The sequence below is a fragment of the Pseudomonas sp. B21-047 genome (genome assembly GCF_024748775.1).
In the GTDB taxonomy this organism is placed as follows: domain Bacteria; phylum Pseudomonadota; class Gammaproteobacteria; order Pseudomonadales; family Pseudomonadaceae; genus Aquipseudomonas; species Aquipseudomonas capeferrum.
Genome location: NZ_CP087169.1, coordinates 4,662,679 through 4,685,241 on the forward strand (window position 1 = coordinate 4,662,679; position 22,563 = coordinate 4,685,241).

General features: G+C 62.5%; 15 protein-coding genes. 9 read left to right on the forward strand and 6 right to left on the reverse strand.

Features of this window, described 5'->3' with window-relative positions; genetic code table 11:
- Positions 1–30 precede the first annotated feature (30 nt).
- Complete coding sequence (locus tag LOY26_RS21095; RefSeq protein ID WP_258714063.1) at positions 31–4,158, reverse strand: NEL-type E3 ubiquitin ligase domain-containing protein; 4,128 nt, start codon at positions 4,156–4,158, stop codon at positions 31–33.
- A 319-nt stretch (positions 4,159–4,477) separates the two neighbouring features.
- Here LOY26_RS21095 and LOY26_RS21100 point away from each other — a divergent pair, with 319 nt between their 5' ends.
- The 6 genes from LOY26_RS21100 (at position 4,478) to LOY26_RS21125 (ending at position 10,984) form a co-directional block, all read left to right on the forward strand.
- A complete protein-coding gene (locus LOY26_RS21100; protein ID WP_033702990.1) occupies positions 4,478–5,395 on the forward strand; it encodes a glutamate/aspartate ABC transporter substrate-binding protein in 918 nt (305 codons plus the stop codon).
- Positions 5,396–5,537: 142 nt separating this feature from the next.
- Positions 5,538–6,284: an amino acid ABC transporter permease gene (locus LOY26_RS21105; protein ID WP_047583641.1), complete on the forward strand. Its 747-nt coding sequence runs from the start codon at positions 5,538–5,540 to the stop codon at positions 6,282–6,284.
- Positions 6,285–6,956: an amino acid ABC transporter permease gene (locus LOY26_RS21110; protein ID WP_033702682.1), complete on the forward strand. Its 672-nt coding sequence runs from the start codon at positions 6,285–6,287 to the stop codon at positions 6,954–6,956.
- A complete protein-coding gene (locus LOY26_RS21115; protein WP_047583640.1) occupies positions 6,953–7,687 on the forward strand; it encodes an amino acid ABC transporter ATP-binding protein in 735 nt (244 codons plus the stop codon). The genes LOY26_RS21110 and LOY26_RS21115 overlap by 4 nt, the downstream gene beginning before the upstream one ends.
- 67 nt (positions 7,688–7,754) lie before the next feature.
- A complete protein-coding gene (locus LOY26_RS21120) occupies positions 7,755–9,659 on the forward strand; it encodes an ATP-binding protein (RefSeq protein ID WP_156310215.1) in 1,905 nt (634 codons plus the stop codon).
- Complete coding sequence (locus tag LOY26_RS21125) at positions 9,656–10,984, forward strand: sigma-54 dependent transcriptional regulator (RefSeq protein WP_033702685.1); 1,329 nt, start codon at positions 9,656–9,658, stop codon at positions 10,982–10,984. Before LOY26_RS21120 ends, LOY26_RS21125 begins: the two co-directional genes overlap by 4 nt.
- 37 nt (positions 10,985–11,021) lie before the next feature.
- On the opposite strand, the gene LOY26_RS21130 is transcribed toward LOY26_RS21125, so the two are convergent.
- Positions 11,022–12,017, reverse strand: coding sequence for an alpha/beta fold hydrolase (locus tag LOY26_RS21130; protein ID WP_258714064.1), 996 nt, complete (start codon positions 12,015–12,017; stop codon positions 11,022–11,024).
- A 207-nt stretch (positions 12,018–12,224) separates the two neighbouring features.
- On the opposite strand from LOY26_RS21130, the gene metR reads away from it, so the two are divergent.
- Positions 12,225–13,142 carry a transcriptional regulator MetR gene (gene metR / locus LOY26_RS21135; RefSeq protein WP_033702687.1) on the forward strand — a complete coding sequence of 306 codons (918 nt, stop codon included), beginning with the start codon at positions 12,225–12,227 and terminating at the stop codon, positions 13,140–13,142.
- Here metR and LOY26_RS21140 read toward each other — a convergent pair.
- The gene (locus LOY26_RS21140) at positions 13,126–13,539 is read right to left on the reverse strand and encodes an NUDIX domain-containing protein (protein WP_186656693.1); all 414 of its coding nucleotides are present in this window, start codon (positions 13,537–13,539) and stop codon (positions 13,126–13,128) included. The two genes, metR and LOY26_RS21140, sit on opposite strands and share 17 nt — an antisense overlap.
- 129 nt (positions 13,540–13,668) lie before the next feature.
- Between LOY26_RS21140 and LOY26_RS21145 the strand changes: the two genes are divergently transcribed.
- Together LOY26_RS21145 and LOY26_RS21150 are read left to right on the forward strand one after the other, a co-directional pair.
- The gene (locus tag LOY26_RS21145) at positions 13,669–17,952 is read left to right on the forward strand and encodes a DEAD/DEAH box helicase (RefSeq protein WP_258714065.1); all 4,284 of its coding nucleotides are present in this window, start codon (positions 13,669–13,671) and stop codon (positions 17,950–17,952) included.
- A 126-nt stretch (positions 17,953–18,078) separates the two neighbouring features.
- The gene (locus LOY26_RS21150; protein ID WP_033702690.1) at positions 18,079–19,689 is read left to right on the forward strand and encodes an FMN-binding glutamate synthase family protein; all 1,611 of its coding nucleotides are present in this window, start codon (positions 18,079–18,081) and stop codon (positions 19,687–19,689) included.
- Positions 19,690–19,702: 13 nt separating this feature from the next.
- Here LOY26_RS21150 and LOY26_RS21155 read toward each other — a convergent pair whose 3' ends face one another.
- From LOY26_RS21155 to LOY26_RS21165, 3 genes are read right to left on the reverse strand one after another with little or no spacing between them, the layout of a single operon-like run.
- A complete protein-coding gene (locus LOY26_RS21155; protein ID WP_258714066.1) occupies positions 19,703–21,214 on the reverse strand; it encodes a glycosyltransferase family 39 protein in 1,512 nt (503 codons plus the stop codon).
- A complete protein-coding gene (locus LOY26_RS21160) occupies positions 21,214–22,176 on the reverse strand; it encodes a glycosyltransferase family 2 protein (RefSeq protein WP_186656681.1) in 963 nt (320 codons plus the stop codon). The genes LOY26_RS21155 and LOY26_RS21160 overlap by 1 nt, the downstream gene beginning before the upstream one ends.
- The gene (locus tag LOY26_RS21165) at positions 22,161–22,544 is read right to left on the reverse strand and encodes a GtrA family protein (protein ID WP_258714922.1); all 384 of its coding nucleotides are present in this window, start codon (positions 22,542–22,544) and stop codon (positions 22,161–22,163) included. The genes LOY26_RS21160 and LOY26_RS21165 overlap by 16 nt, the downstream gene beginning before the upstream one ends.
- Positions 22,545–22,563 lie beyond the last annotated feature (19 nt).

The following is a 22,563-nucleotide window of genomic DNA, read 5'->3' on the forward strand; positions in this document are numbered from 1 at the left end:
GCGCGGCGACCGCCTGACGGTCGCCCGCACTCAGAACTCCCGACCGTACGCCTCCTTTGCCAACTCCAGGTAAAGGGCACGCTCTTCGCCATTGAGCGTTTCCATCAATGCCGCAGCGCGCTCAAGGTACTGCTGCTCGCCCGAGTCGCCAGCCTGAAGCTCATAAGCCTCCAGCTGTTCATGAAACGGTGCGGCCAAGGCTTCGAAGCGCTCAGGGTAGCGATTGCGCACATAGCCTTGCCAGAACTCTCGTTGCGCCAGTGCCTGGCTCAGCACGTCGGTATTTTCACCGGCCAGCACGCTAGTACCCGCACGCATGATCCGCGTACGGGTCACACCGCTGTGCTCAAGGTAATTCATGTGCCGCGGTTGGGCCGGTAGATCGAGCCTGTCAGCCAGGTGAACCCGGTAGGCAAGGTAAACTTCGATGTCATCCACCGCGGCAAAAGGGTCCTGGCGCATTTCCTGGATATGCCGAGCGGCAATACTGTCCAGTTCGTCCAGGCGATAAAGCGAGCGCCCGAGCCTCAGCAAGGTCGCCTCGGCCCGCGCGCCCCCCTCACCGGCCGCGTGCAAGGCAATATGGGTTCTGACTTCCAGTTGGCTGAGGATCAGTAACAGCCGGTCCTCACAGGTCCTGCGTCCTTGCGTCTGCCAGAACACCGCTTCACGCACGTCAGTGTTGTCCGCGCAAAGCTCGAGTATCCGCCACACCCTGGCGCGGTAGTAGCGCGGGTGATCGAGGAAGTCATCAGAACTTGCGAAATCTGCCAGAAAACGAAACAGATCTACCGACTGTGTCTCCTGAGACAAACTCGTCCAGATCTGCGTGCGCTGGGTGCGTACGGCTTCGTCGGTACCCTCCATCCATCGATCCAGCAGCGTACTGTCGGCGATGGCGTGTTGATAAGAGCTACGCCGGTGGAGGGTCGCAACCGTGTGACTGTGGGCAATCAGCTCCTCGCCCGCTTCGTCCAGAGGGTTGTCATGCAGTGCCAACCGTTGCAGTCGATCGCTCAAGCTGCGCAACTGCCCGTTCAACTGACGAATCTGATTCTCGCGAACATCCACCAACCCCCTCCAAGGCATCTGGTCGTCATCTGGCAATTCTTGCAGCCCGGTTCCGCGCAGCGACACTTCGCGCAAGTTACGCAACCCTGAAAGGTCTGGCGCCTGGCCCAAGGGGTTATAGTTCAGATCAAGTTGCTGGAGCATCGCAAGGCTTGCCAGCCTTTGACTGCCCGCCCCATCGACGGTAATCCAGTTACCCGACAGTCGCAGCGTACGCAGCTCGGTTAAACGTTCCAGGCCAAGTGGCAAGGTGCTCAACTGATTGTCCCGCAGGTCCAGTTCGCGCAGGTGGGTGAACCTGCCCAGGAAATCCTCATCGACCTGCTCAAGGCTCATGTTGCGTAACGTCAAGCGTCGCACATGGCCAAACTCGATGCCTGCCGGCAAGGCCGGCAAGCTGCCCACCTGTTCGCCATCGATATGCAGGACAAAGTCATCACCGGCAAGGCCGGTCGTCTTGCGCCGCCAGGCACGACGAATCTGGTTGGCCACGCGTCGCCGCCTGAGCCCATCCATGAAGCTCACCCGCTGCCGCTGCCAGGCGTCAAGTGCACCGCGCAGGCTTTCCAGCCGCTGCTGAAGGCTGCTGAGGTGGTCCCAAAGGCCGACCCTGCGTTGCATCAGGTCGAGCAGGTAAGCGTCCAATTGAGCATCGGTCAGGGTAGGGAAAATTTCATGTAAGCCGCGCCGGATCGCCTGACGGCTGCTCTCGCCGCCGCCACTCAGTGCATAGCCAATTCGGCCGTCTGCTATGCGCTGCGGCGGTCGATAGCGTTCAGCGATAGGCGGCAAGCCCATCATTTTTGCGGTTTTTTCGCGATCGACGCTGGCTTGTCGGGAGAGCCTTTGGCCGAGTTCAGGCGCCATCAACTCGGGGCCGCCAAGCGCCACTTTCTGATCGTCCTCCAGGGTGTGCAGCAAACACGGCAACAAGCCCGTAGCTGACCCTGCTGGGGTGGCATCACTCAAGTAATAACCCTGCTCGGTCTGGATGATGCGTCTGACTTGCGACGCGTCGTTAGCGCCCTTCGACGCCAGCAAGCGACCGCCCGCTTCCCCAAGGCGCAGTTCAATGCGCACCGACGGCGGCCAAGGCGCCAGTTCATTGATCAGCTCCAAGGCCAAGCGCTGGGTATCGAAATTGATCTCACCTTCATGCTCGAACCCCATCAGTGCGCGGTCCAGCCGACTTTCCCGCAAGAACCAGCGTGCACGCTCGGCCATTGCCAATGGCACACGACCACTGGCCAGCAGCGCCTTGATTTGCTCACCGTTTGCCAGCTCGAGAATTTCTTCGGCGCAACGCACGGACAAGCCCGGAAATACCCTCATCAGTATTGCGCCGGCAGCAGAGGGTACAGCCTGGCGAATAGCCAGCTCGCGCTCGAAAGCGGCGCCCCGCAGGTGCGGCTCAAGGACATGGCACTCGTGGCGTGCATGGGCATCAAGCAGCCGTGCTGGGGCTGGCGCCTCTTGCAGGTGCAGATGGCGCAACTGGTTGTGTTCGAGTCCGGTTACCCGAAGCAGCGTTTCGGCAGTCTGGTCAGAGGCTTGCGCGAAGTCCCCGCCAAATCTGCGCATCAGCGGGCCGCCGCCATCGAGGTGATGGGCCGAGAGCGGCCGGTCCGCCAACCTGCAGCGGCCCTCGCCTTCGTGCAGGGGCGTGAGCGCATCGACAAACGGCACCCGTTCCAGCACCCGGCCCACACCCACTACCCCAACGCCCACCGCGGCACCGACAGCAAGGTTCTCTGCCACGCCAAACAGGTGATCCAGTGCCCCTTGGCGGTCCCCTATCCGCCAATCGGCATAGCTTTTGTAGACTTCGCTGACCACGTCCACCGCAGCCACGGCAAACATCACCTCCCCCAATACCGGAATGAACAGCGCAGCCAGGTTGAGCACATCGAGCCCCGCACTCTTGAGCGCTTCCAGCCGCTGATGGCGCTCGATGGCGGTTTCGTCGGCGGTGGGCACTGCCAGGATTCTTGCATCATCAAGCATCTTGTCGACCTGCAAGCCACGCAGATAGGCGAACAAGGGCGTATCGATGGCGAAATTGCGCCCATCCAGAACAGCTGGCGCTTGCATGCTACTGGCTTCGATCAGGCGCTCCAGGGTGGCCGTGAAGCTGGGCCGGTCACGTTCACTGATGAAGCGTCTGAAAAAGGATCGGTAATGAGGCGCACGCAACCGTTTGGCCAATGACTGATACAAGGTCTCCCAGGAGGCGTGCCTGGTCACCGGCCGATACGGATCCCGCGGTATCCAACTGATGATCCCCACCAGCGGCCCTTCAGCACGCTCGCGTAGCTCCAGGGTGACAAGCCCATGGATACGCTTGCCCAGCAGATATAACTGGCGGGGCGTTACAACACCCGGGGTCGCCGGCACGATGGGGTTGCTTGCGAACACCGGCAACAAGCGCAAGTAGTCGACTTCGGCCAGCTCGGACTTGATCCTTGCAATACGCACTGCAACGTCCAGCTGGGCACGCAGGTTTTCTTCGAACATGCGCTCTACAGCGACACGGGCAAAACCCTCGGGTGCCGGGGGCCTGCTTTTGGGAAAAAGTTGCGAGCGGAGCATTTTCTGATACTGGCCGCCAATGTCCAGCTCCCTGCAACAGCGGGCAAACGCTTCGAACTTCAGCGAAAGCTTCTCCCCACGGCCGTCCTGCAGGTAGGCACGTCGATGGAGTGACGGCAAGGTCTCGTCCTCGTGAAAATTATGCAACGCAGCCGTCAGCAACGGTTGCACGCTGTGGAGTGTCCTCCACGGTGTATGCAGGCGTGGTGCTGCGCTGGGCAGGGGCACATCGTCCTCGATGTAGACCTGCATGCTTCGCACATCGACATCGTCCAGGCCCTTGGCGCGCAATGCCTTTTCGAGCAGGGGCGTGGCAAAAGCCTCCAGGCTGGGAATGCCTGCCAACCTATTTTTGACATTTTCCGCAGCGGCCTGCTGTTGGCGCAGCGCCCTGTGCAAGGTCAGAAGAAGATCGACATTGGCAGTTCTCAGCCAATCGGCAAGCTGGTGGGCAATGAAGGCATCGACGGAATCGGAGGGGATCGGAATGACGGCCACGGCATGCGCTCCTGATGATGAGGCAGCCAGCTCAACATTTGCGTTTCATGCCGATGTGTTACTTAAAGCTGATGCCCCCGTTCGGATTGCCGAACGAAAAAAACCCACGCATTCGGCGTTCCGACTATGGGTTATTCCAGAAAAACCTTGAGATAGGGCTGATGCCCAGGCTTTTCGGGGGGTTATGATCATTCACAGAGTTTGGCACGAGTCATGCTCTACACTTGGAAGCCGAATGCACCGCTTCATGCTGTATTCGTTGAACGAAAGAGTCCGCCAACGGCTCCATAAAAAAAACAAACACGTCGAGGAAAATTTGATGCGTATCGTTCGTCAATTGCTGGGCGCCGCCATCGCGGCTGCAGTCATCGCTTCGCCTGTCATGGCCGAGGAGCTGACCGGCACCCTGAAGAAGATCAAGGACTCGGGCACCATCACACTGGGGCACCGTGACTCATCCATTCCATTTTCCTACCTGGCAGGCAGCACCACGCCCGTCGGCTACTCCCACGACATCCAGCTCGCTGTGGTCGAAGCGCTGAAGAAGCAGCTGGGCACCGACATCAAGGTCAAGTACAACCTCGTCACCTCCCAGACCCGTATTCCTCTGGTGCAGAACGGCACCGTCGACCTGGAATGCGGCTCCACCACCAACAACGTCGAGCGCCAGCAGCAGGTCGGTTTCTCGGTCGGCATCTTTGAAGTCGGTACCCGTCTGCTGACCAAGGTCAAGGACGGTCAGCCATCCTATAAAGACTTCCCGGACCTGGCCGGCAAGAACGTGGTGACCACCGCCGGTACCACCTCCGAGCGCATCCTCAAGGCGATGAACGCCGACAAGCAGATGAAGATGAACGTGATTTCCGCCAAGGACCACGGTGAAGCCTTCAACATGCTTGAAAGCGGCCGCGCCGTGGCCTTCATGATGGACGACGCCCTGCTGGCCGGTGAAATGGCCAAGGCGCGTAAACCTGCGGATTGGGTCATCACCGGTACTCCACAGTCGTACGAAATCTACGGCTGCATGGTGCGCAAGGAAGACGCTGCGTTCAAGAAAGCGGTCGACGACGCCATCGTGGGCTACTTCAAATCGGGTGAAGTCAACAAGAGCTACGACAAGTGGTTCATGCAACCGATCCCGCCAAAAGGCCTGAACCTGCAGTTCCAGATGAGCGACGAACTGAAGAAACTGATCGCCGAGCCGACCGACAAGGCCGCGGACGAGAAGAAGTCCTGATCCTCAGATAGTGGCCTGGTGCGCAAGCGCACGAATCTATTCTGCAGGCCACTCATTAGTGTCTAACCTTTCATCCGAGGGCGCCGAGCGCCCCCGGATGCTCGAAGGTGCCCGTGAAACAACCGTCTGAGGGGAAATCCCGATGAATTACAACTGGGACTGGGGCGTGTTCTTCAAGTCCACCGGCGTGGGCAGCGAAACCTATCTGGACTGGTACATCACCGGCCTGGGCTGGACCATCGCCATCGCCATCACCGCCTGGATCATCGCACTGCTGCTGGGGTCGGTACTCGGCGTCATGCGTACCGTGCCTAACCGCCTTATATCGGGCATCGCCACCGCCTACGTGGAGCTGTTCCGTAACGTACCGCTGCTGGTGCAATTGTTCATCTGGTACTTCCTGGTACCAGACCTGCTGCCCGAGGGCCTGCAGGAATGGTTCAAGCAGGACCTCAACCCGACCACCTCGGCGCTGATCAGCGTGGTTGTCTGCCTGGGCCTGTTCACCGCCGCGCGAGTCTGCGAACAGGTGCGGACCGGTATCCAGGCGCTGCCCCGCGGCCAAGAGGCCGCTGCCCGTGCCATGGGCTTCAGCCTGCCGCAGATCTACACCAACGTGCTGCTGCCGCAAGCGTACCGGATCATCATTCCGCCGCTCACCTCCGAGTTTCTCAACGTGTTCAAGAACTCCTCGGTGGCCTCGCTGATCGGCCTGATGGAGCTGCTGGCACAGACCAAACAGACGGCAGAATTTTCCGCCAACCTGTTCGAGGCATTCACCCTGGCCACGCTGATCTACTTCACCCTGAACATGGGCCTGATGCTACTCATGCGCCTGGTCGAGAAGAAAGTTGCCGTGCCTGGCCTGATTTCCGTGGGGGGCAAGTAAATGGACATGGATTTCAGCGAAATCATCCCGGCCCTGCCTGCCCTGTGGGGCGGCATGGTCATGACCCTGCAATTGATGGTCATGGGCGTGGTCGGCGGCATCGCGCTCGGCACCCTGTTGGCATTGATGCGCCTGTCGTCGAGCAAGCTGCTGTCGCGTGTGGCGGGTGCCTACGTCAACTACTTCCGCTCGATCCCGCTGCTGCTGGTGATCACCTGGTTCTACCTGGCGGTGCCGTTCGTGCTGCGCTGGATCACCGGCGAAGATACCCCCGTCGGTGCGTTCACCTCCTGCGTCGTCGCGTTCATGATGTTCGAGGCGGCGTACTTCTGCGAAATCGTCCGCGCCGGCGTGCAGTCGATTTCCAAAGGGCAGATGGGTGCCGCTCAAGCACTGGGCATGAATTACGCCCAGACCATGCGCCTGATCATCCTGCCCCAGGCCTTCCGCAAGATGACCCCGCTGCTGCTGCAGCAGAGCATCATCCTGTTCCAGGACACCTCGCTGGTGTATACCGTGGGCCTGGTCGACTTCCTCAACTCGGCACGCTCCAACGGCGACATCATCGGGCGCTCCCATGAGTTCCTGATCTTCGCCGGGGTTGTCTACTTCATCATCAGCTTCTCCGCTTCGTGGCTGGTCAAGCGCCTGCAAAAAAGGATCACCGTATGATTTCCATCAAGAACGTCAACAAGTGGTACGGCGACTTCCAGGTACTGACCGACTGCAGCACCGACGTCAAGAAAGGTGAAGTGGTGGTAGTGTGCGGCCCGTCGGGCTCGGGCAAGTCCACCCTGATCAAGTGCGTCAACGCCCTGGAACCGTTCCAGAAAGGCGACGTGGTGGTCGATGGCACCTCGATTGCCGACCCGAAGACCAACCTGCCCAAGCTGCGTTCGCGGGTCGGCATGGTGTTCCAGCACTTCGAGCTGTTCCCGCACCTGACCATCACCGAGAACCTGACCATCGCCCAGCGCAAGGTACTTGGCCGCAGCGAGGCGGAAGCCACCAAGAAGGGCCTGGCCCTGCTCGAACGCGTCGGCCTCAGCGCCCATGCCAAGAAGCACCCCGGCCAGCTCTCCGGCGGCCAGCAGCAGCGTGTGGCGATCGCCCGCGCCCTGGCGATGGACCCGATCGTCATGCTGTTCGACGAACCGACCTCGGCACTGGACCCGGAAATGGTCAGCGAGGTGCTGGATGTGATGGTGCAACTGGCCCACGAAGGCATGACCATGATGTGCGTGACCCACGAGATGGGCTTTGCCCGCAAGGTCGCCAATCGGGTCATCTTCATGGACAAGGGCAGCATCATCGAAGACTGCACCAAAGAGGAGTTCTTCGGTGACCAGAGCGCCCGCGACCAACGCACCCAGCACTTCCTGAGCAAGATCCTGCAACACTAAGTCGGCCTCCAGCTCCGCTGCTCTCCCCCTCCGGGCAGCGGATGCTGGTCGTGACAAGGCCACTGTGATGAAATGCGACCCTTCGCTACTGCTCCCTGCCAAGCCTGCCGTGAATTCCCGCCTGATCCGCCAATTGCTGTTGCCGCCTTTGATCATCCTGCTGATGGTCGGCTTGGGGCTGGCCGGTTACCTGGTCAGCGAGAGCAACGGCATCCGCACCTTGAGCGAAAACGGTGAACGTCAGCTGGAGCTGCACGCGCGTACGGTCGAAAGCGAGATCAGCAAGTACACCTACCTGCCCAGCTTGCTGGAGCTTGAAGACAGCGTCTCGCACCTGCTCACCGACCCTGACGGCGGCTCCCGCCAGGCCGTCAACGAATACCTCGAAGGTTTGAATCGGCGCAGCCGCAGCCGGGCGATCTTCGTCCTCGACACCAATGGCCGGGTGCAGGCCACCAGCAACTGGCGCGATGCCGATTCGTTCCTCGGTGAAGACCTGTCGTTCCGAGCCTATTTCCAGACGGCCGTGCGCGGCGAACCCGGGCGCTTCTACGGCATCGGCAGCACCACCGGCGAGGCTGGCTACTACCTGGCCCACGGGCTGGAAGAACACGGAAAGATCATTGGCGTGGCGGTGATCAAGGTGCGCCTGGACACCCTTGAGGAGCGCTGGCAACGGGCCCGCCTGGAGGCTTTCGTCAGTGACGAAAACGGCATCATCATCCTCTCCAGCGACCCGGCCCGGCGCCTGAAATCGGTGCGCCCGCTGACCCCGCAAATCAAGGAGCGCCTGGCGCGCAGCCTGCAGTATTACTGGTGGCCGTTGAACGAGCTGCAACCATTGGCGCGGGAAACCCTGGCCGATGGCGTCGAGAAGCTGACCTTCCCGGCCAACAGCGAAACGGTTCAGGGCAAGGCCCATGAAGTGGCCTACCTGGCACAAACCCGGCGCCTGGTGGATACCCCGTGGCACTTCACCCTGCTGACCCCGCTGCAGGACTTGCGCCGTGAATCCATGGTGCAGGGCATCCTGGTTGGGGTGGCATTCGCCCTGCTGGCGATTCTGGGTATCGCCTGGAATGAGCGGCGCAAGGTCATCGCCACCCGCCTGGCCGCCCGCGAGGCACTGCAGGAAGCCAACAGCCAGCTCGAACGGCGTATCACCGAGCGCACCGCCGACCTGCGCGCCAGCAATGAACGGCTCAAGGGGCAGATCCGCGAGCGCCGGCATGCCGAGCAAACCCTGCGCCACGCCCAGGACGAGCTGGTCCAGGCAGGCAAGCTGGCCGCCATCGGGCAGATGTCCACCAGCATCGCCCACGAACTCAACCAGCCCTTGGCCGCGTTGCGCACCTTGTCGGGCAACACCGTGCGCTTCCTCGAACGCGGCGCACTGGAAACGGCCAGCACCAACCTGCGCACCATGAACGACCTGATCGATCGCATGGGCCGTATCACCGCCAGCCTGCGTTCGTTCGCCCGTCGTGGCGACGACAGTGGCCAGGCGTCGCTGGCCAAGGCAGTGGACGCCTCATTGCAGGTGCTGGCCAACCGTATCAGTGGCTGCCACTTGCAGTTGCACCATCAGTTCGAAGACCAGCAACTGGCCATTGACCAGACCCGCCTGGAGCAGATCCTGGTCAACCTGATCGGCAATGCCCTCGACGCCATGGCCACCCAGCCCTTGCCAGAGCTGTGGCTGGAAGGCGAGCTGCAGGGCGACAAATATCGCCTGCGCGTGCGCGACAATGGCCATGGCATCGACGCCGAGGCGCGCAAGCACCTGTTCGAACCCTTCTTCACCACCAAACCCGGCGAACATGGCCTGGGCCTGGGCCTGACCTTGTCGGCGAGCCTTGCCGCCGCCGCCAAGGGCAGCCTGAACGTCGAGCACCCCGCCAGTGGCGGCACGGCCTTTGTCCTGGCCCTGCCTCTGGTATCCCCCCCTAGCGAACCGGCGGAGCACCCATGAACCAAGCGCCTCTTACCGTCCTGATCGTCGAAGACGACCCGCATGTGCTGCTCGGCTGCCAGCAGGCGCTGGCGCTGGAAGACATCGCCTGTGAAGGGGTCGGCAGCGCCGAACAGGCCCTGGAACGCATCAGCGACGACTTCGCCGGCATCGTCGTCAGCGATATCCGCTTGCCGGGCATCGACGGCCTCGAACTGCTCAACCGCCTCAAAGCCCGCGACCGCAGCCTGCCCGTGGTGCTGATCACCGGCCATGGCGACATCGACATGGCGGTCGGCGCCATGCGCAATGGCGCCTATGACTTCATGGAGAAACCCTTCTCGCCTGAGCGCCTGGTCGATGTGGTGCGCCGCGCCCTCGAACATCGCGGCCTTTCCCGCGAAGTGGTGGCCCTGCGCCGCCAATTGGCCGAACAGAGCAGCCTGGAGGGTCGCATCATTGGCCGCTCGGCCGCCATGGAGCAGCTGCGCGAGTTGATCGCCAATGTGGCCGACACCTCGGCCAACGTGCTGATCGAAGGCGAGACCGGCACCGGCAAGGAACTGGTCGCCCGCTGCCTGCACGACTTCAGCCGCCGCCAGGGCCAGCCCTTCGTGGCCCTGAACTGCGGGGGCCTGCCCGAGAACCTGTTCGAAAGCGAGATCTTCGGCCACGAAGCCAACGCCTTCACCGGTGCGGGCAAACGCCGAATCGGCAAGATCGAACACGCCAACGGCGGCACGCTGTTCCTCGACGAAGTCGAAAGCATGCCGATAAACCTGCAGATCAAACTGCTGCGGGTGTTGCAGGAGCGCACCCTGGAACGGCTGGGCTCGAACCAGAGCATTGCAGTGGATTGCCGGGTGATTGCCGCGACCAAGGCCGACCTCGATGCCATGGGCCAGAACGGGCAGTTTCGCAGCGACCTGTACTACCGGCTGAACGTGGTGACGCTGGAACTACCGCCACTGCGCGAACGCCGCGAAGACATCCTGCAACTGTTCGAACACTTCCTGCAGCAATCGGCCCTGCGCTTCGACCGCGAAACGCCGACCTTGGACAGCCAGACCCTGTCGCGGCTGATGGCCCATGACTGGCCCGGCAACGTGCGCGAACTGCGCAACGTGGCCGAGCGTTATGCCTTGGGCCTGCCGGCGTTCAAGAAAGGCCCGAGTGGTGGCGCCAGCCAGGGCCTGGGCTTTTCCGAGGCCGTGGAGGCCTTCGAGCGCAACCTGCTCAGCGATGCCCTGCAGCGCACCGGCGGCAACCTCAGCCAGGCTAGCCAGGAACTGGGCATGGCCAAGACCACGCTGTTCGACAAAGTGAAAAAGTACGGGCTGGGCTGAAAGATCGGCATCGCCCTCTTCGCGGACAAAACCGCTCTCAAAGGCCTGCGATATGCGTCGCGTCCTGCCGGTGTGACTGCAGGTAAGGCAGCACCGCCCCCAGCAACGGCGCCTTGAACGGCTCCTGGAAGCGGTGCGCCAACCCCGGTATCAAGCGCAACTGGCTACCCTGGATATGCGCTGCCAGGTGCACCCCATGCATCACCGGCAACAAGGGGTCGGCCGTGCCGTGCACCACAAGGGTCGGCACGCGCAACTGGTTGAGCAGCGCTACCCGGCTCGGTTCGGCAAGGATCGCCATGATCTGGCGCTTGGCGCCCTCAGGGTTGAACGCCCGGTCATAGGCCACGGCCGCCTGCTGCATCAGCGCCGCACGGTCATCGTGCACCTCGGGGCTGCCCAGTGCTGCCAGCAAATCAGCCTGCTGTTCGATGGCCACCTCGCGGTTCGGCGCACTGCGCCGGGCCAGCAACTGCACCAGGGCCGGATCTGGCGCGGGCAACCCTGCGGCCCCCGAGCTGGACATCACCAGCGTCAAGCTGCGCACCCGCTCCGGCGCCATCGCCGCCAGGTGCTGCGCGATCATCCCCCCCATGCTGACACCCAGCACATGGAATTGGTCTATGCCCAGTGAGTCCATCAGGCGCAGCCCATCCCCGGCCATGTCGGTCAGCGTATACGGCGCGGCGACTGGCAAACCCAGCTTGTAGCGCAGCAGCTCGACAGTCAGATTGGCCGAAGGGGGCAGTTGGTTCCAGCGTGACAGGCCAACATCGCGGTTGTCATAGCGAATGACCCGAAAACCCTGGCGGCACAAAGCTTCGACCACGTCGTCCGGCCAGTGGATCAGTTGCCCGCCCAGGCCCATGACCAGCAGCAGTGCCGGGTCTCGAGGCGCACCCACGCTCTGGTAGACCAGGCTCAGGTTGCCCAGCTCCGCCCGCTGAGCCGCCACGTGAACGTCGCAGCGCTGCTCGGCGAAGCTAGCCGGCACGCTGACAAGAAGGAACAAAAACAGCAGAAAAGCCCGCATGAAAGAAACACCAGAATGCAGATCCCCAGTAGAACGCGAGTCTGATGAAAATCATTCAAGCGCGCTGCCACAGTTCAATGACAATTTCGTGAACCTCGCCAGGCGGTCAGTGTGGCAACACACGTAAACCCTGATGACAGCCAGGCCAACTTGAGCCAGACTCAACGACTACCCCGTTTCCTCCCGTATTCCCAATGGAAAGTCGTTGTGCTTGAAATTCGCCACCTGAAAACCCTTCATGCCCTGCGCGAGTCCGACAGCCTGGTGGAGGCCGCCGAGCGCCTGCACCTGACGCAGTCAGCCCTGTCGCACCAGTTCAAGGAGCTCGAAGAGCGCCTTGGCCTGCCGCTGTTCGTGCGCAAGACCAAGCCGATCCGCTTTACCAGCGCCGGGCTGCGCCTGCTGCAACTGGCCGATGCCACCTTGCCGCTGCTGCGCGGCGCCGAACGTGACATCGCCCGCCTGGCCGGCGGCACCGCCGGGCGCCTGCACATGGCCATCGAATGCCATAGCTGCTTCCAATGGCTGATGCCGACCATCGACCAGTTCCGCGATGCCTGGCCGGAAGTGGAGCTGGACCTGGCCTCAGGGTTCGCCTTCGCCCCGCTGCCAGCCCTGGCCCGGGGTGACCTGGACCTGGTGGTCACCTCCGACCCGCTGGACCTGGCCGGTATCACCTATGTACCACTGTTCACCTACGAAGCCATGATTGCCGTCGCCAACCAGCATCCGCTGGCCAGCAAGCCTTACATCGTGCCGCAGGACCTGCTCGACCAGACCTTGATTACCTACCCGGTGGAACGCGACCGCCTGGATATCTTTACCCGCTTCCTGGAGCCGGCCGACATCGAACCGGCCGCCGTGCGCACCTCCGAGCTGACCGTGATGATGATGCAACTGGTCGCCAGCGGCCGCGGGGTGTGCGGCATGCCGCACTGGGCGCTGCACGAGTACAGCTCGCGCGGTTATGTGAAGGGCAAGCGCCTGGGCGAAAAGGGCCTGTTCGCCACGCTTTATGCGGCCGTGCGCACCGACATGCTCGACGCACCGTACATGCGCGACTTCCTGTTGACCGCCAAGGACACCTCGTTCGCCACCCTCGACGGGGTCAGCGCGGTACGCTGACCGCTTTGCGGTAGAGCGGCAGGATCAAGTCGCGGGTCAATGGCGCCAGCTCAAGAGTGGGCGCCTGGTCGGCGGCCAGCCAGACCACTTCTTCGATTTCCGCCGCTGGCACCACGGCCTCGGCGCTGTCGACCCGAAACAGCTCGGCCTGTACCTCATGACCTGGCTCGTTGGCCGCCGGGGCGCTGAAGCGGCCCAGGGGGATGGCCTGTGCAGGGTCGATGCGCAGGCCCAATTCCTCGTGCAGTTCGCGCACCAGTGCGGCCACCGCTGTCTCCCCTGCATCGATCTTGCCCCCAGGCTGCATGAAGGCCCGGGTGCCGCGTTTGCGGACCAGCAGGGTGCGGCCCTGGGGGTCGATCAGCAGGGCGGCGGCAATGCGGATGGTCTTGGTCATGGGATGGGCTCACAGGCAAAGCCAGAGAGCATCCCATGGGGCTCATGGCCAGACAAGCACAGGTAGCCTCCCCCATGCACAGACGAACGGCCCCTTGCCAACCCGCCGCCGACCCTCCATAACCAACACATGAACCTGCCCGCCCAACAGCACCCGGTGCTCGCACTGTTCCACCCCGCCGTCGGCACCTGGTTCCGTCGCCATTTCGCCACGGTCACCGACGCCCAGGCCCGTGCCTGGCCATTGATTCACGCCGGTCAGTCGATGCTGCTGGCCGCGCCGACCGGTTCGGGCAAGACCTTGAGCGCCTTCCTCGCGGTGCTCGATGAGCTGTTCCGCCAAGGCCTTGAACACGGCGGCGAACTGCCCGCACAGACGCAGGTGGTCTACGTCTCGCCGCTCAAGGCCCTGTCCAACGATATTCGCCTGAACCTGCAGGCCCCGCTCGAAGGCATCAGCCAGGCGCTCGAAGACCAGGGCCTTGAAGCGCCCCGTATCACCACCGCCGTGCGCACTGGCGACACACCGCAGAAAGAACGTGCAGCCATGCGCAAGCTCGCCCCGCACATCCTGGTGACCACGCCGGAGTCACTCTATGTGCTGATGGGCTCGGCCTCGGGCCGTGCCGGCCTTGCCAATGTGCACACGGTGATCGTCGATGAGATTCACGCCCTGGCCGGCAACAAACGCGGCGCCCATCTGGCGCTGACCCTTGAGCGCCTGCAAGCCCTCGCCGAACGGCCCTTGCGGCGCATCGGCCTGTCCGCCACCCAGCGGCCGGTGGAGCGCGTGGCGCAGTTTCTGGTGGGTCATCAGCGCCCCTGTGCGATCGTCGACATCGGCCACGCACGCACGCGCGACCTGGCCCTGGAAGTACCACCCGTGCCCCTGGGTGCGGTGATGGCCACCGACGTGTGGAACCTGGTCTACGACCGCCTGGCAACCCTGGCCCGCGAACACCGCACGACGTTGGTATTCGTCAACACCCGGCGCCTGGCCGAACGCCTGACCCGCCACCTCAGCGACCGCCTGGGCAAAGAAGCCGTGGCCGCGCACCACGGTAGCCTGGCCAAGGAGCTGCGCCTGAACGCCGAACAGCGCCTGAAGCAGGGCCAGTTGCAGGTGCTGGTGGCCACGGCTTCGCTGGAGCTGGGCATCGATATCGGCGATGTCGACCTGGTCTGCCAGATCGCCTCGCCAGGTTCGATCGCGGCCTTTTTGCAACGTGTCGGCCGCTCGGGCCACCAGGTCGAGGGCATTCCCAAAGGCCGGCTGTTCCCGACCTCGCGGGACGACCTGATCGAATGCACGGCCCTGCTCGACTGTGTGCGCCGAGGCGAGCTCGACCAGCTGCACATCGCCAAGGCCCCCCTGGATGTACTGGCCCAGCAAATCGTCGCCGAAGCCAGCAACCAGCCGTGGCAGGAGCAGGCGCTGTTCGACTGCCTGCGCCAGGCAACGCCCTACGCCGAACTCGACGTGCAGCATTACCAGGCGCTGCTGAGCATGCTTGCCGAGGGCTACAACGGCCGCCAAGGCATCCGTAGCGCCTACCTGCACCGCGACGCGGTGAGCGGCACCTTGCGCGGCCGTCGCGGCAGCCAGCTGACGGCCTTGACCAGTGGCGGCACCATCCCCGAGACCGCCGACTACGCCGTGCTGCTCGAACCCCAGGCGCTGAGCATCGGCAGCGTCAACGAAGACTTCGCGGTAGAAAGCATTGCCGGCGATATTTTCCAGTTGGGCAATGCCTCGTACCGGATCCTGCGGGTCGAACCTGGCCGCGTGCGGATCGAGGACGCCCATGGCCTGCCGCCGACCATTCCGTTCTGGCTGGGTGAAGCACCAGGGCGCAGCGATGAGCTGTCAGCGGCGGTCGCCCGCTTGCAGGCACGCATCGACGAGCGGCTGGGGTTGCCGGGTGCAGATAGCGCGGCGGTGGTGCAATGGCTGCGGCGCAGCTTCGAACTGGGCGAAGACAGCGCCAGCCAGTTGCTCGATTACCTGGGGCGCACGCGGGAAGTACTGGGCGCCCTGCCCTCGCAACAGACGCTGATCATGGAGCGCTTCTTCGACGAGTCCGGCGGCACCCAACTGATCATCCACTCGCCCTATGGCAGCCGTATCAACCGCGCCTGGGGCCTGGCCCTGCGCAAGCGCTTCTGCCGCACGTTCAATTTCGAGCTGCAAGCGGCGGCCAGCGAAGATGCCATCGTGCTGTCGTTGTCCACCAGCCACAGTTTCGCCCTGGACGAGGTGTGGCGCTACCTGACCAGCCGCAATGCCGAACAGGTCCTCATCCAGGCCCTGCTCGACGCGCCGCTGTTCGGTGTGCGCTGGCGCTGGAACGCTGCCGTGGCCATGGCCTTGCCGCGCTTCGTTGGTGGGCGCAAGGTGGCCCCGCAGATCCAGCGGATGAAAAGCGAAGACCTGATTGCGTCGGTGTTCCCCGACCAGATCGCCTGCCTGGAAAACATCGTCGGCGAACGGCAGATCCCCGATCATCCGCTGGTCGAGCAGACCCTCGACGACTGCCTGCACGAGGCCATGGACAGCGAAGGCTGGCTGGCCCTGCTGCGGCGTATGGAGAGCGGCGAGGTGCGAATGATCAGCCGCGACCTGCCGGCACCGTCACCGCTGGCCTCGGCCATCCTCAACGCCAGGCCCTACGCGTTTCTGGACGATGCACCGCTGGAAGAACGCCGAACCCAGGCGGTACTCAACCGACGCTGGAGCGACGTGCGCAGTGGCGATGATCTGGGCGCGCTGGATGCCGACGCCATCCGCGCCGTGGAAGACGAGGCCTGGCCGCAACCGGTCAACGCCGATGAGATGCACGAGGCGTTGATGAGCCTGGGCGCCATCACCCAGCATGAAGCCCAGGCCAACCCCAGTTGGGCCCTGTTGCTTCGGCAACTGGCCAAGGCAGGCCGAGCCTTGCACCTGCCCGATCAACAGCTCTGGCTGGCCCGTGAGCGCCTGAACCTGCTGCAGGCGCTGTATCCAGGTGCAGCCACAGAGCCGGCCTTGAACCTGCTGCCCGGCTTTGATCAGGCCATCGACCCCGACACTGCGCTGAGCGAGCTGCTGCGCGCCCGCCTGGGAGGTTACGGCCCGCAGACCTTGGCGCAGATCGCCAGCCCCCTGGGCAAACCCCTGCCGGACATCGAGCAGGCTCTGGCTCGCCTGGAAAGCGAAGGCTATGTGCTGCGCGGCCATTTCAGCCCAGGTGCACACGACCTGCAGTGGTGCGAGCGCCACTTGCTGGCGCGCATCCACCGCTACACGGTCAAACGCCTGCGCCGGGAGATAGAACCGGTCAGCCTGCAGGACTTCATGCGCTTTCTGTTCGATTGGCAGCACCTGGCCGCAGACGAACGCCTGCGCGGGCCGCAGGCGGTGGCCGAGGTACTGGGTCAACTGCAGGGGTTTCCGAGTGCTGCGGGTGCCTGGGAAGCCGAGCTGTTGCCTGTGCGGATCAAGGACTACAGCCCGCACTGGCTCGACGACGCGTGCCGCAGCGGGCAGTTCGCCTGGAGCCGCCTGGCAGCGACGCAGTCGAGCAGCACGTTGGCTAGCACCCCGCTGGTGTTGTTGCCCCGGGACCAGCTCAATACCTGGCGCAGCCTCGCGCCAGCCCCTTCCCCCGAGGCGCTAGGCCCGCGCGCGCAACGTGTGCATGAAGCGCTGAAAACGGAAGGTGCGCTGTTCTTCGATGAACTGGCCAAAGAGGCGCACCTGTTGCCCAGTGAGCTGGAAACGGCACTGCAGGAACTGGTGGGCTCAGGCCTGGCCGGCGCCGACAGCTTCACCGGCCTGCGCAGCCTGATCACACCAGCGGCCAAACGCGCGCCACGCCACAGCCGCCGCGGCCATGCGCCGTTTTCGAACAGCATGGCCCACGCCGGGCGCTGGGCGTTGTTGCGGCGCGGTACCGCCAACCTGAACGAAGACCAGCGCCTGGAACACATTGCCCGCACCCTGCTGCGTCGCTACGGGGTGATCTGCTGGCGCCTGCTGGAACGCGAGAGCGATGTGCTGCCCCCGTGGCGAGCGTTGCTGCGCTGTTATCACCGGCTGGAAGCCCGCGGCGAAATTCGTGGCGGGCGGTTTATCGCCGGGTTGGCCGGCGAGCAGTTCGCCTTGCCGGAGGCGGTAGGCCTGTTGCGGCAAGTGCGACGGCGTGAGCCGGAGGGCGCCCTGGTGATGGTCAGTGCCAGCGACCCGCTGAACCTGGTGGGCTCGCTACTGCCGGGGGCCAAGGTACCGGCAGTGAGCGGCAATCGGTTGCTGTACCGCGATGGGGTACCCGTAGCGATGCGGGTTGCCGGGCGATACCAATTTCTCATCGACGCGTCGTTGGAAGAACAGCAAGCCTGGCGCCACCGCCTGTTACTCAAGCAGCACGACTGAGCAACCAGCCCGTTGTGCGAATGATTTTCGATACCCCGATTTTCATTTTCACTACCGCCCAACCGGGCTATGGTCGGGGTTTGCCCCAGGCCCCTGAGCCTGACCGCGCCATCGCAAGGACCCCGTATGAGCCTGTCACTTCTCAGCCGCTACGCCTTCTTCGCCGCCTGTGTACTGTTCACCCTGGCGAGCCTGCCGTTCACCCACCACGAGTGGTTGTGGCCCTTCACCCTGACCACTGCCGTACTCAGCCTGATCGGCGTGTTCGACCTGCTGCAAAAGCGCCACGCAGTACGCCGCAACTACCCGATCCTCGGCAACATCCGCTACCTGGTCGAGGGCATTCGCCCGGAAATCCGCCAGTACCTGCTCGAAGCCGACAGCGACGCCCTGCCCTTCTCCCGCGCTCAGCGCTCGCTGGTGTATGCCCGGGCCAAGAACGAAGCCTCGGACAAACCCTTCGGCACCCTGATCGACGTTTACCAGTCCGGCTTCGAATTCATCGGCCACTCCATGCGCCCGGCACCGCTGACCGACCCTGCGGGTTTTCGCATCGTCGTCGGCGGGCCGCAGTGCAGCCAGCCGTATTCGGCGTCGATCTTCAACATTTCGGCGATGAGTTTCGGTTCACTCAGCGCCAACGCCATCCGCGCCCTGAACGAAGGCGCCAAGCTGGGCAACTTCGCCCATGACACCGGCGAAGGCAGCATCAGCCCCTACCACCGCGAACACGGTGGCGACCTGGTGTGGGAGCTGGGCAGCGGCTACTTTGGCTGCCGTACCGCAGACGGGCGGTTCGACCCGGAACGCTTCGCCGCCCAGGCACGTACCCCCCAGGTACGGATGATCGAAATCAAGATGAGCCAAGGCGCCAAGCCCGGCCACGGCGGCATCCTGCCCAAGCACAAGGTGACCCAGGAAATTGCCGAAACCCGCGGCATCCTCATGGGCGAGGACTGCATTTCGCCGTCGCGCCACAGCGCCTTCTCGACGCCGATTGAAATGATGCAGTTCATTGCCCAGTTGCGCGAGCTGTCCGGCGGCAAGCCGGTGGGCTTCAAGTTCTGCCTGGGCCACCCATGGGAGTTCATGGGCATCGCCAAGGCCATGCTGGAAACTGGCATCCTCCCCGATTTCATCGTCGTCGACGGCAAGGAAGGGGGCACTGGCGCGGCGCCAGTGGAGTTCACCGACCATATCGGCGTGCCGCTGCGCGAAGGCTTGCTGTTCGTGCATAACACCTTGGTCGGCCTGAACCTGCGCGACAAGATCAAGCTCGGTGCCAGTGGCAAGATCGTCAGTGCTTTCGACATCGCCAGCGTATTGGCCATCGGCGCCGACTGGGCCAACGCAGCGCGTGGCTTCATGTTCGCGATTGGTTGCATCCAGTCGCAGAGCTGCCATACCAACAAGTGCCCGACCGGTGTGGCCACTCAGGACCCGTTGCGCCAGCGCGCACTGGTGGTGCCGGACAAGGCCCAGCGGGTACTGAACTTCCACCACAACACCCTGCGCGCCCTGGCCGAAATGCTCGCTGCGGCCGGCCTGGAACACCCGGCACAGCTGGAAGCCAAGCACTTGGTGCGACGGGTATCGGCCACTGAGATCAAGCTGTTCTCGCAGATGCATGTGTTCCTCAAACCGGGGGAGTTGCTGACCGGTGAGGTGGATGGGCAGTTCTATTCGCGGATGTGGCAGATGGCGCGGGCCGACAGTTTCGAGCCACAAGCGGCCTGAGGCGGCTCACGGTTCAGCGATTGGCTTGTTCTGGCACTGCAAACAACAATGCCTTGAACGAGCCCTCGACGATTTCATCAACTTTCACCCACCCGTCGAGGGGCATACGCGGCGTGTAAGCAGACGAAGGTTCAGTCACCAGCCAGAGACGTTTGAAGTGGTTCGCCAGTCTCTGTGGCGTTGTTACGTAAAGCTCATCCGAGCGTTGATAAAACAACGTCAAGGTACCGTAGGTGGTCGCCGCCTTACCGGTCGCATCAGGTTCAATCTGGGTATAGAGAAATGCCGGGCGTCCCGTGGCATTGTAGTACTCGATCGAGAGGTAGTGCCTTTTGCGATCGCCTAACAAAGCATCCCCTGAGCGCCAGTACTTATTAACATGTGCCATCACCGTACCCAGATCACCCCCCGGCTTGGCCTGGTAATTGTAGGCATAGGCCAGCCCTGCAAGTTCGATGAACAGACAGCCAGCAACCGATGCCAGTAACGTTCGCCTCGGCCACGTATCAGCGGCGACCGCTACCAGCAACGGCAGCCCCATGAGGGAGAAAAGCAGATAACGGTTGATGAATAACGGCATGGCATAGGAGACCAGCCAGACGACAAGGATGGGAACAAAGCAATAACTCAATAGCAATACATTCGGCTGCCCACGCGTCGAGACATGGCGCAATACCCGTAGCGAAGCAAGCACGAGAAAAATGGACAGCAACACAGACAAGACGTCTGCATAGGCAGCCTCCTCACATTGGGTAAACGCATTCCAGAACGATCGCGGCATGCTCAAGAGGGAAGCCGGATAGTGAACAATCCAGGCCACCAACTCACGGTGATGCAGTTGACGATACAAGATGGGCAGCCAAGGCAGATAGGCCAAGACGATTCCCACATGCCCCACCCACCAGGCACGAGCCAACACAAGTCGCTTGCCATGTGAATCCCTAGTCACTGACAGGTAGACCCAATTGGCCAATGCGCACAAGGCTGCAAAGTAGTGGGTGTACAACGCGGCGACCATGAGTAGGCTGTAGGCAACCAGGTAGAGGTTTTTTTGCCTGGATACCCACTGCCAAAGCATGTAGATCGCCGACAGCAGCAGCAGACTCAGCAACGCGTACATTCGGGCTTCCTGGCTAAAACGTATGGCCATGGGAAAGAATGCCAACAAGAGGCCAGCAATCATTGCGGCACGCCAAGACGCCAGGTGCCTTGTCAGCAACATACCCATGCCTACCGAAGCGACGCCCGCGCAAACGCTCAAACTACGCACCGCCAGCGCATCGCTGCCAAACCACTGCATCCAGTAATGCAGAATCAAGTAATACAGGGGCGGATGGACGTCCCGGGCGGTATGAAACAGTATCTGCTCAGGCGACAGGCGGCTGAGTAAGACACTGAATGCCTCATCCAGCCAGATAGTGCGCGTCGTCACCTGATGAAAGCGCAAGGCAGCACTCATCAGCAAAATTGCCACGACCACGCAAGCTTTTGCACGGGTCTCTTGCCAGCGTAGCGAAACGGCCATTATCTCTCCTTGATCAACACCCGCCCTGATTGCGCCGGGTCACACCCGACCTTGCCCCTGACGACATAACGAGGGCGATGCTTGGATTCCATGTAGATACGGCCAATGTATTCACCCAAGACTCCGATCCCGATCAACTGCACGCCACCGAGAAACAAGATGGCCGTCATCAGCGAGGGATAGCCTGGGACAGGGTTGCCAAAGATCAGCTTGTCAGCGACCAGCACCGCTGCGTAAACCAACGCTGTGAAGGCGATAGTCCCGCCCACATAGGTCCACAGCCGCAACGGTACAGTGCTGAACGAGGTGATGCCGTCCAATGCCAGATTCCATAACTTCCAGGCGTTGAAACGGCTACCGCCCTGAGCCCGTGCAGCGCGCTCATATTCAACCACCGTGGTGCTGAACCCCGCCCAGGACAGCATGCCTTTCATGAACAGCTGTTGTTCAGGCATCGACTTGATCACGTCCACGACTTTGCGGTCGAGCAGCCGGAAGTCACCGACGTTCTCTTCAATGTGTATCTGCGATATCCGCTTGAGCAAAAAGTAGAAGCCTCCGGCCGTTAATCGCTTCAAGTAGCTGTCACTGGAACGGTCCCGGCGCTTGGCAAGCACCACTTCAAAACCGGCTCGCCACTGCTCGATCAACAGGGGTATGACCTCTACCGGATCCTGCAGGTCGACATCGATAGGGATAACTGCATCGCCACGGGCCATTTCCAGCCCGGCGAGGAGTGCCGCTTCCTTGCCAAAGTTACGTGAGAGGTCGACCAGCATGACATCCGGGTCACCCGCAATCAGCTGACGAACCTGCTGTTCACTGCCGTCCTGGCTGCCATCATTGACGAAGATCACCTCGACCCTCGCCGGTTCCCCGTGCAGCGCACGGCGCACCGCGTCATAGAATGGGCGGATTGCCAGTTCTTCATCGAATATCGGGACGATCAGCGAAATAACCATTTGCGCTGCTCCGTGAAGATCCACCGCGACACCAGGAAACCCAGCAGCAGACTCATGGCTGAGTACAACGTGACAGTGACAACCGGCCGCCACTGCTGATTGTCAGCGATAGCCCCCAGCGTCAGGCTGAGGCTGCCCATACCGGCCACGAACACCAGATACCGCAAGAGCGAAATACGCACCTTGAAGGTATATCGGGAGTTGGCCAGAAAAGAGAACGACAACGCTGTGAAGAAGGCAGTGAGGTTACTGATCGCCTGGTCAGTACCGGCAAACAGTTGCATGGCAGTGAACACTGCCACGTGGATGGCGGTATTGAAGATACCGACGATCACGTACTTGAAAAACGCGGGTGCTCTGCATCGCATGGTCACAGATGCCCTTCCT